This is a genomic window from Winogradskyella pacifica, from assembly GCF_013403915.1.
GTDB classification, from domain to species: Bacteria; Bacteroidota; Bacteroidia; order Flavobacteriales; family Flavobacteriaceae; genus Winogradskyella; species Winogradskyella pacifica.
Genome location: NZ_JABFDI010000033.1, coordinates 1 through 6,121 on the forward strand (window position 1 = coordinate 1; position 6,121 = coordinate 6,121).

Genomic DNA, 6,121 nt, shown 5'->3' on the forward strand with positions numbered 1-6,121 from the left:
GATAAGATTTTCCTCTGAAGGACAATCCATTTTGGTAATTTCAAATATCGTTTTATTCACTTGGTTTCTGGGTTTTTTCGGCATTACTTACAACGGTCTTGTGTATGGTTAGTTGCGTGGTTTAGCAACTAAGTTAGCAAACATTTACGAACCCGTGAATATTCCGCAGGAATATTCGCAAGTAAGCTCAATAAAGCAATTAATTATACACGGTGTTGTAACACGTTTTTATTTATTCAATTATTTTTTTGTTCTTTCTCTAATTAATAAAAAAGTCAGAATTATAATAATTCCTATACCGACTACTAACAATCCGTATTTGAATAATCCTGTTATAAAAAAGGTCGGGAATCCACTATAACGCCCCTTTTCATTTAATTCAACGAGTTCAGATATGAGGGTAGAATTCTCTAATAAAAAATAGCAGACAATACAGATTAAACTAATAATGTAAAGTCTCACAATTTTTAAATTCTTTTTATGCATCAGTCATAATCTTTTTCATTAAGATACTTCAAAAGGTCAATCAGATGCTGTTCCGAGTGAGTTTTCATAGAAAAATTGAATTCCCAAAGAGCATCCATTTCACTTGTATTGTCCATTTTCCATTTAACAACTAATAAGTCTTTTATTATATCAGTTAGATCGTCTAAAGAGTCTCCAATTCCTATTTCCACATACGGTTCCATTTTGTTTAAATCCAAAACAGTACTATACCAATCTAAATCTGTAAAATTAGATTGGACATTTTCTCTTATCTCATCATAATTAAAATCAGGTGCTTCATCATAATCCGTTTCGTCTAATTCAAATTCTACATTCAGATATTCCGAGTAAATTCCAACTAATAGTTTTTTTAGGATATCAGTTTTGTCATTCAGTTTCACTTTTGGATTAATTCCGAATTCCGTGATTTTGTCTATTAATTCTCTTAATTTACTCAATGTTTCTTGATTTGGTCAAATGTGTTACAACGTTTATGTATAAGAATAGTTGCGGGTTTGTATGCGAGGATTTTCCGAAGGAAAATCAGACGTTACAAACACGCAACGACCTTTGATTTAGCACTAAAACCGCAATTATTTTTATACGGTGTTGTGTGTAGTTTTTTTGTTTTCCGCTTTTTTCAGATTCTTTATTAAGTCTGATACTTGTTTATAATTAGTCAAATTATCTAAAACATATTCGTCTTCGCTAAAACTAACTCCTCGTCCTGCAAATAGAGGTTCAACTTTTCCTAAAATTATATAACCTTTGTCGTTTCCAGAATTTTCATAAGTGACTTCGTCAATGTCATTTATATTTTTCTGTTTTTTAATTATTCCGTTTTTTATGAAAAGTATTCGTTTGTTACTAATTATGTATTCCATTCCATTTGTATTGTTATATCTAACATAAATAGCATATAACATAAAAGATAAACCTATAATTCCAACAATCAGAAAACCTATATGAGCAGTAAGTCCAATTAAAAAAGCAATAGTCAGAAAAAATAATCCAAAAATAATTTTAAACAAGTCATTTGCGTGAAGCATTATTCCTTTTTTTGGTTCAACCACCAAATTAATGTTTTCATCAATATCTAATAAAGACTTAAAATTCATAGTTTATTACTGATTTTCTTAAATTACACACAACGGTCTTGTGTATGAAACGTAGCGTCTAAATAAACGCTAACTTTTCGGATTTAGCACGAGCCGAATTTTTTATTTTTATGTTTAATTTTCCTTTTTAAATATAACCAAATAAAAAATTTGGCGTACTTTGTAAATATATAAAAACCTCTCGGAAAGCCTATAATAGCTATGTTTTATACACGTTGTTGTAAGTAGTGCTTTCACGTTCTGCTTGGTTTTCCGATGTTTGTTATTTAGTTCAAATGTGAGCGTTGGCAAGACATACTCTTTTGCAATTTTTGGCGTAGCGTTGGCTGTAGCGAATTGCGAATGTGTATGGCTTTGAGCGTTGGCTTTATATCAAACTATTAAACCATATTATTGATGCTTTTCCCTCAAGTAAAGCTACTTCGCCAACTTCTCTACTATGTCTAATTCCATTCCGCAATTCTCCGAGTTTGCTAAACTTCTCCATTACTTGCGATTTGTTTTTAAACATTGGCTCAAAAAATTCCCAAGTCTGTTTTGCTGTTATAACATCACAATATTCTTGTAAATCAAAATAGTCTAATTTTTTTCGAGTCGAGCTGAAATGTTCAAGGCTCAAACTTGGATTCTTTTTAAGTGTATTCTCAATACGTCTTGAAACTTTGTCTTGTACGTGTCCAGCAATAAATTCTTTGTATTGTCCATTGATTTTGGATGCAATTACATCACGAATTTTTAATTCCAATTCCTCTATTTGGTCATTAATAACTCTTAATTCGATTGGTAATTCTCTAAAATCGTCAATTATACTTGACTTTATATAAGACTTAACTGATTTTTCTCTCTCTGCAATAAATTCGTAATAGTCTTCTTTAGTAAATGGTTTACGCATTAAAATATCTGCCGATTTTTTAGAAATTAAATGCGATTCTAAAATCTTGTAAAATTTCTCAGAGCCATTATTTTCTAACATTTCTGCCAAATATTCATTTGGTAATCTGCTATTTATAATGTGTCTATTTGTAGTAGGTGATAAAGGTGTTTTGTTGAGTATTGAATTTATATCATTGCCTATGTTTTTCTTTCCCCAAGAATGTGGCACAATATGATGGTCATCTAAAGTTTCATATTCAGGAAGTTCAGAAGTATACCAATCTCTTGCCTCATTAAGTATTAAAATATTAAAAATAGCATTGTATATGGCACTTCCTTTTGAGTTTTGCTTTTGAAAACTTTGGTTTTCTAAGTCTTGAATGAATTTGATATAGTTCTCAGGTTCTTGTGTATCATCATCAAACCACTTTTTCATATCGATAAAGTCTTTTGCAGATGTGCTTTCTACTGAACTTGAATAGTTTAAAGTGAATATAGAAGACCAATACCATTTTTTAATTTTTGCATTTACATCAAGAATATTTTTATACCCTTTTTGCTCAACGTGTTTTTTGATTGCAGTAAAAGCTGGAATTATTGAAGGATAAGGAACAAAAGTTGAATTAATTGCTCCAAAATCTCTTGGATTCTTTAGAGTATAAATTGTTTTCTTCAGAGCCTCAACCGCAGAATTCCATTTTGTCTCAAACTCTTCTTTAGATTTAATTAAAACTACTTTCTTTTTTGAGCCATTTTCTTTGGTTGTTTTTACTGTATCTGGCACCAAGTAATAAAGATATTTTGATGAGCAATATGTTTGTTCTAAAATTGACATTACTTGAAAGACATAGATTTTCATTTTGTCTTGGTCAGTATATGAAAGTTCCTCTGATACATTTCGCCACATATCTTTTAGATAAATGTCGTAAGGTCGTAAGATTGCATTTAATAGGTCAAAGATGTTTAACGCAACTCCTTTGCTATTTATGTGAGTAAAAATATCACAAACTTTTGCTACTGAAATTTCTCTATCAAGCTCGATGTAACTTAGGTTGTAATCACTTAATAATTCTCTAAGTACTTTTGTGATTTCAGGTACAAAACCAAGGGATTCTTTAATAAGCAAAGTTCGATTTTTGTGAGATTGCTTTTCATCTTCATTCAATTCGGAAGTGTCTGTTGTAGTATTTAATTCTTGTTGAGTTTTCCAATAATTCTCATAACCTTTTAGCCAATCCATCATTTCCCAAGTTCCTTTTCCGATTACTTGTAATGGAAAGACATTGTGTTCATATTGTTGTTCAGGTGATTCCAGAAAGTCATTATACCATTTTCCTTCCCATTTATAGTAGAAAGCCTCTTCGTAGTTTTCTTCTACTAAAAATTTGATATTCATAAAAAAGTAGCATCTACTTTTTCTTTTTGGATAAACTATGTCAGGATTGAAAAAAGCAAAATACATTGCAGTCAGTCTTTGTTGTCCGTCCAAAACAATATGCTCAGGTTTTAAAGTTCCATTAAAGCCTTTTATTCCCTCACAACTTAGCACTTTTACATTTTTTTCACTTGCTTTCCAAAGTAGTAAAGTTCCAATGTAGTAATCCATAAAGATTGAAGCAATCAATCCATTTACGTCCCAAGGATTCCATTCAAATTCTCTTTGGAAGTCTGGAATTACATACTTTCCATCTCGTATGTCAGATATTATTTTGTCAAGATGTTTACTTTCGGCTTTTTCAATGTGTTTCATTCAATACTTGGTTTGTGTGGCTGGTAATTTAGCTCTTTTATTTTTTTGTGTTGGCTTTTGCGTTGGCAAAAAATAAATGTGCTAAATAGCGTTGGTTTTTTTAGTTCAAAAGTTCAATTTTAGCTCGATTTTCGCATTACTTACAACGGTTTAGTATATGGAAAGTTGCGGGTTTGCGTGCGAAGAATTTCCGAAGGAAATTCAGACGTAGCAAACGTGCAACGACCTTTGATTAAGCACAAAATAGCAATTTTTTATATACTGTGTTGTGCATAGTGTTTTTTATTTTTAATCAGTTTTATAATCAAAAACGGAATTCCAATTCCCAATCCAATAAATATTGTAGTGTACAATTCAAAGGGTTCAGTTACTATATATTGAGGCATTAAAGGATTTTCAGGTTTTCCAATGAATGTTAAAATCAAGAGTCCGATTCCAAACATTATGATTACAGAAAATAAAATGGTTACAATATCCATTATTAGTTCGGTTAACTTAAAATCAGTTCTTGTTGAGTTGTATAGCATTCCGAATATGGTAATCGTTGACAAAATCAGATAGTCAAAACGAGTGCTTGAGAACGCAAAAAAATAATTTGTTATTGGTAGTAACTTATTTGAAATCCCAATCATAAGTCGAATTCCAAAACCTGAATAAAGTCCAATAAAAGTCAGTAGACTAATACCGAAAATCAGATATTTTAAATTCTTTGGTATTTTATTCAATTCGGTCGGTTTTACGTTTGGTTTACATTATGCACAACGTGATTGTGTATGGTTAGTTGCGTGGTTAAGCAACTAATTTAGTAAACTTTTACGAACCCGTGAATATTCCGCAGGAATATTCGCAAGTAAGCTCAATGAAGCAATTAATTATACACGGTGTTGTACGCTGGCTTTTAATCCGTTATTTCTACTAATTTCAAGTCCAAGTCTTTTATCACTTGGTCAATGTCAAATTCAAAACCCTTTGGAATATTGACAGTCGCAATACTACCAAGGTCAACTTGCCAAAACCCACCTCTTTTTGTTAATTCCTCTCCAAGCATTCGATAGTCAGATTCTTTATAGTTTGGTGTTAATCCAAATCTACGTGTAATGTATTCCGATTCCTTTGATATTTTTGTTATCTCGTGTTTGTTTTCTTCGTTAATTTTCGTTTCGAATTCTGTTCCTAAAGTCAATTTAGGATTGCAAAAGTCATTGTCAGTCATCCGAAATTTATTTTCAGTTAACTGCTCAACATAAAGAGTAGTCGTTACTTTCTCTTCTTTGTGATAAACCTCAATTTTGACTTCTTTCATTCGTTTAGTTCTTTCCAACACTTTTGAACTTCTCTTTCAACTTCTTTTTTCATTTTCGGTAGTTCATTTAGAATCCAATTTTGACTTTCTTGAGTCAGATAACTTTTGTTTTCTGATAATTTGAATTTCATTGCACCTTTAATTAGTGGAATCAAATCCCTTGTTTCTGTATCTCCATTCGCAAAATTCGGTCCGATTAAATATCCTAAAATATCTTTCTCATATTTTGGTTTGTAATGTAAAATATGAGTTACAATTGGAAAATAGAAGTAGAAATAACTGTTAGTATTCGACTGGTATTGAATTTTATTAAACTCAGAAATTAATAAGTCAGATTGAGAGTCAGATGTATCAAAGTCCAGTTCAGAAAGCAATTCATAAGTCTTTTTTGCACTCTGTTTTATTTCTCCCATTCTCTTTAAGTCAGAAAATACTTTTTCAAATTCTGCCTTAAATTCTTTTTTCTTAATCCAATCTAAAATTCCCAATTCATTCTATTTTTCAGCTTGCGTACAATGGTAGGTGGTATGAATAGTGGCCTTCTCCATAAACTTGCTTTTTAGGCCATTATTTATACCACGTGTTGTCTGC

General features: G+C 31.0%; 6 protein-coding genes. All 6 read right to left on the reverse strand.

Annotated features, from left to right (window positions below; translation table 11 throughout):
• Positions 1 to 485: 485 nt before the first annotated feature.
• The 6 genes from HM984_RS17080 to HM984_RS17105 all read right to left on the reverse strand — a co-directional run bounded on the left by HM984_RS17080 (position 486) and on the right by HM984_RS17105 (position 6,018).
• Positions 486 to 944 (reverse strand): DUF5063 domain-containing protein, encoded by a 459-nt coding sequence (locus HM984_RS17080; protein WP_179350062.1) that lies wholly within the window; start codon positions 942 to 944, stop codon positions 486 to 488.
• A gap of 141 nt (positions 945 to 1,085) precedes the next feature.
• Positions 1,086 to 1,604 carry a hypothetical protein gene (locus tag HM984_RS17085; RefSeq protein ID WP_179350063.1) on the reverse strand — a complete coding sequence of 173 codons (519 nt, stop codon included), beginning with the start codon at positions 1,602 to 1,604 and terminating at the stop codon, positions 1,086 to 1,088.
• Between the two features lie 367 nt (positions 1,605 to 1,971).
• On the reverse strand, positions 1,972 to 4,227 hold the full coding sequence (locus HM984_RS17090; RefSeq protein WP_179350064.1) for a DUF262 domain-containing protein: 2,256 nt from the start codon (positions 4,225 to 4,227) through the stop codon (positions 1,972 to 1,974).
• Positions 4,228 to 4,481: 254 nt separating this feature from the next.
• On the reverse strand, positions 4,482 to 4,952 hold the full coding sequence (locus HM984_RS17095; protein ID WP_179350065.1) for a hypothetical protein: 471 nt from the start codon (positions 4,950 to 4,952) through the stop codon (positions 4,482 to 4,484).
• A 173-nt stretch (positions 4,953 to 5,125) separates the two neighbouring features.
• Positions 5,126 to 5,530, reverse strand: a complete 405-nt coding sequence (locus tag HM984_RS17100; protein ID WP_179350066.1) for a hypothetical protein — start codon at positions 5,528 to 5,530, stop codon at positions 5,126 to 5,128.
• Complete coding sequence (locus tag HM984_RS17105; RefSeq protein WP_179350067.1) at positions 5,527 to 6,018, reverse strand: hypothetical protein; 492 nt, start codon at positions 6,016 to 6,018, stop codon at positions 5,527 to 5,529. The genes HM984_RS17100 and HM984_RS17105 overlap by 4 nt, the downstream gene beginning before the upstream one ends.
• Positions 6,019 to 6,121 lie beyond the last annotated feature (103 nt).

Bases quoted from the DNA above. Each gene is read 5' to 3' on its own strand.
- HM984_RS17090 (WP_179350064.1), bottom strand. From the start codon at position 4,227: ATGAAACACATTGAAAAAGCCGAAAGTAAACATCTTGACAAAATAATA.
- HM984_RS17100 (WP_179350066.1), bottom strand. From the start codon at position 5,530: ATGAAAGAAGTCAAAATTGAGGTTTATCACAAAGAAGAGAAAGTAACG.
- HM984_RS17085 (WP_179350063.1), bottom strand. From the start codon at position 1,604: ATGAATTTTAAGTCTTTATTAGATATTGATGAAAACATTAATTTGGTG.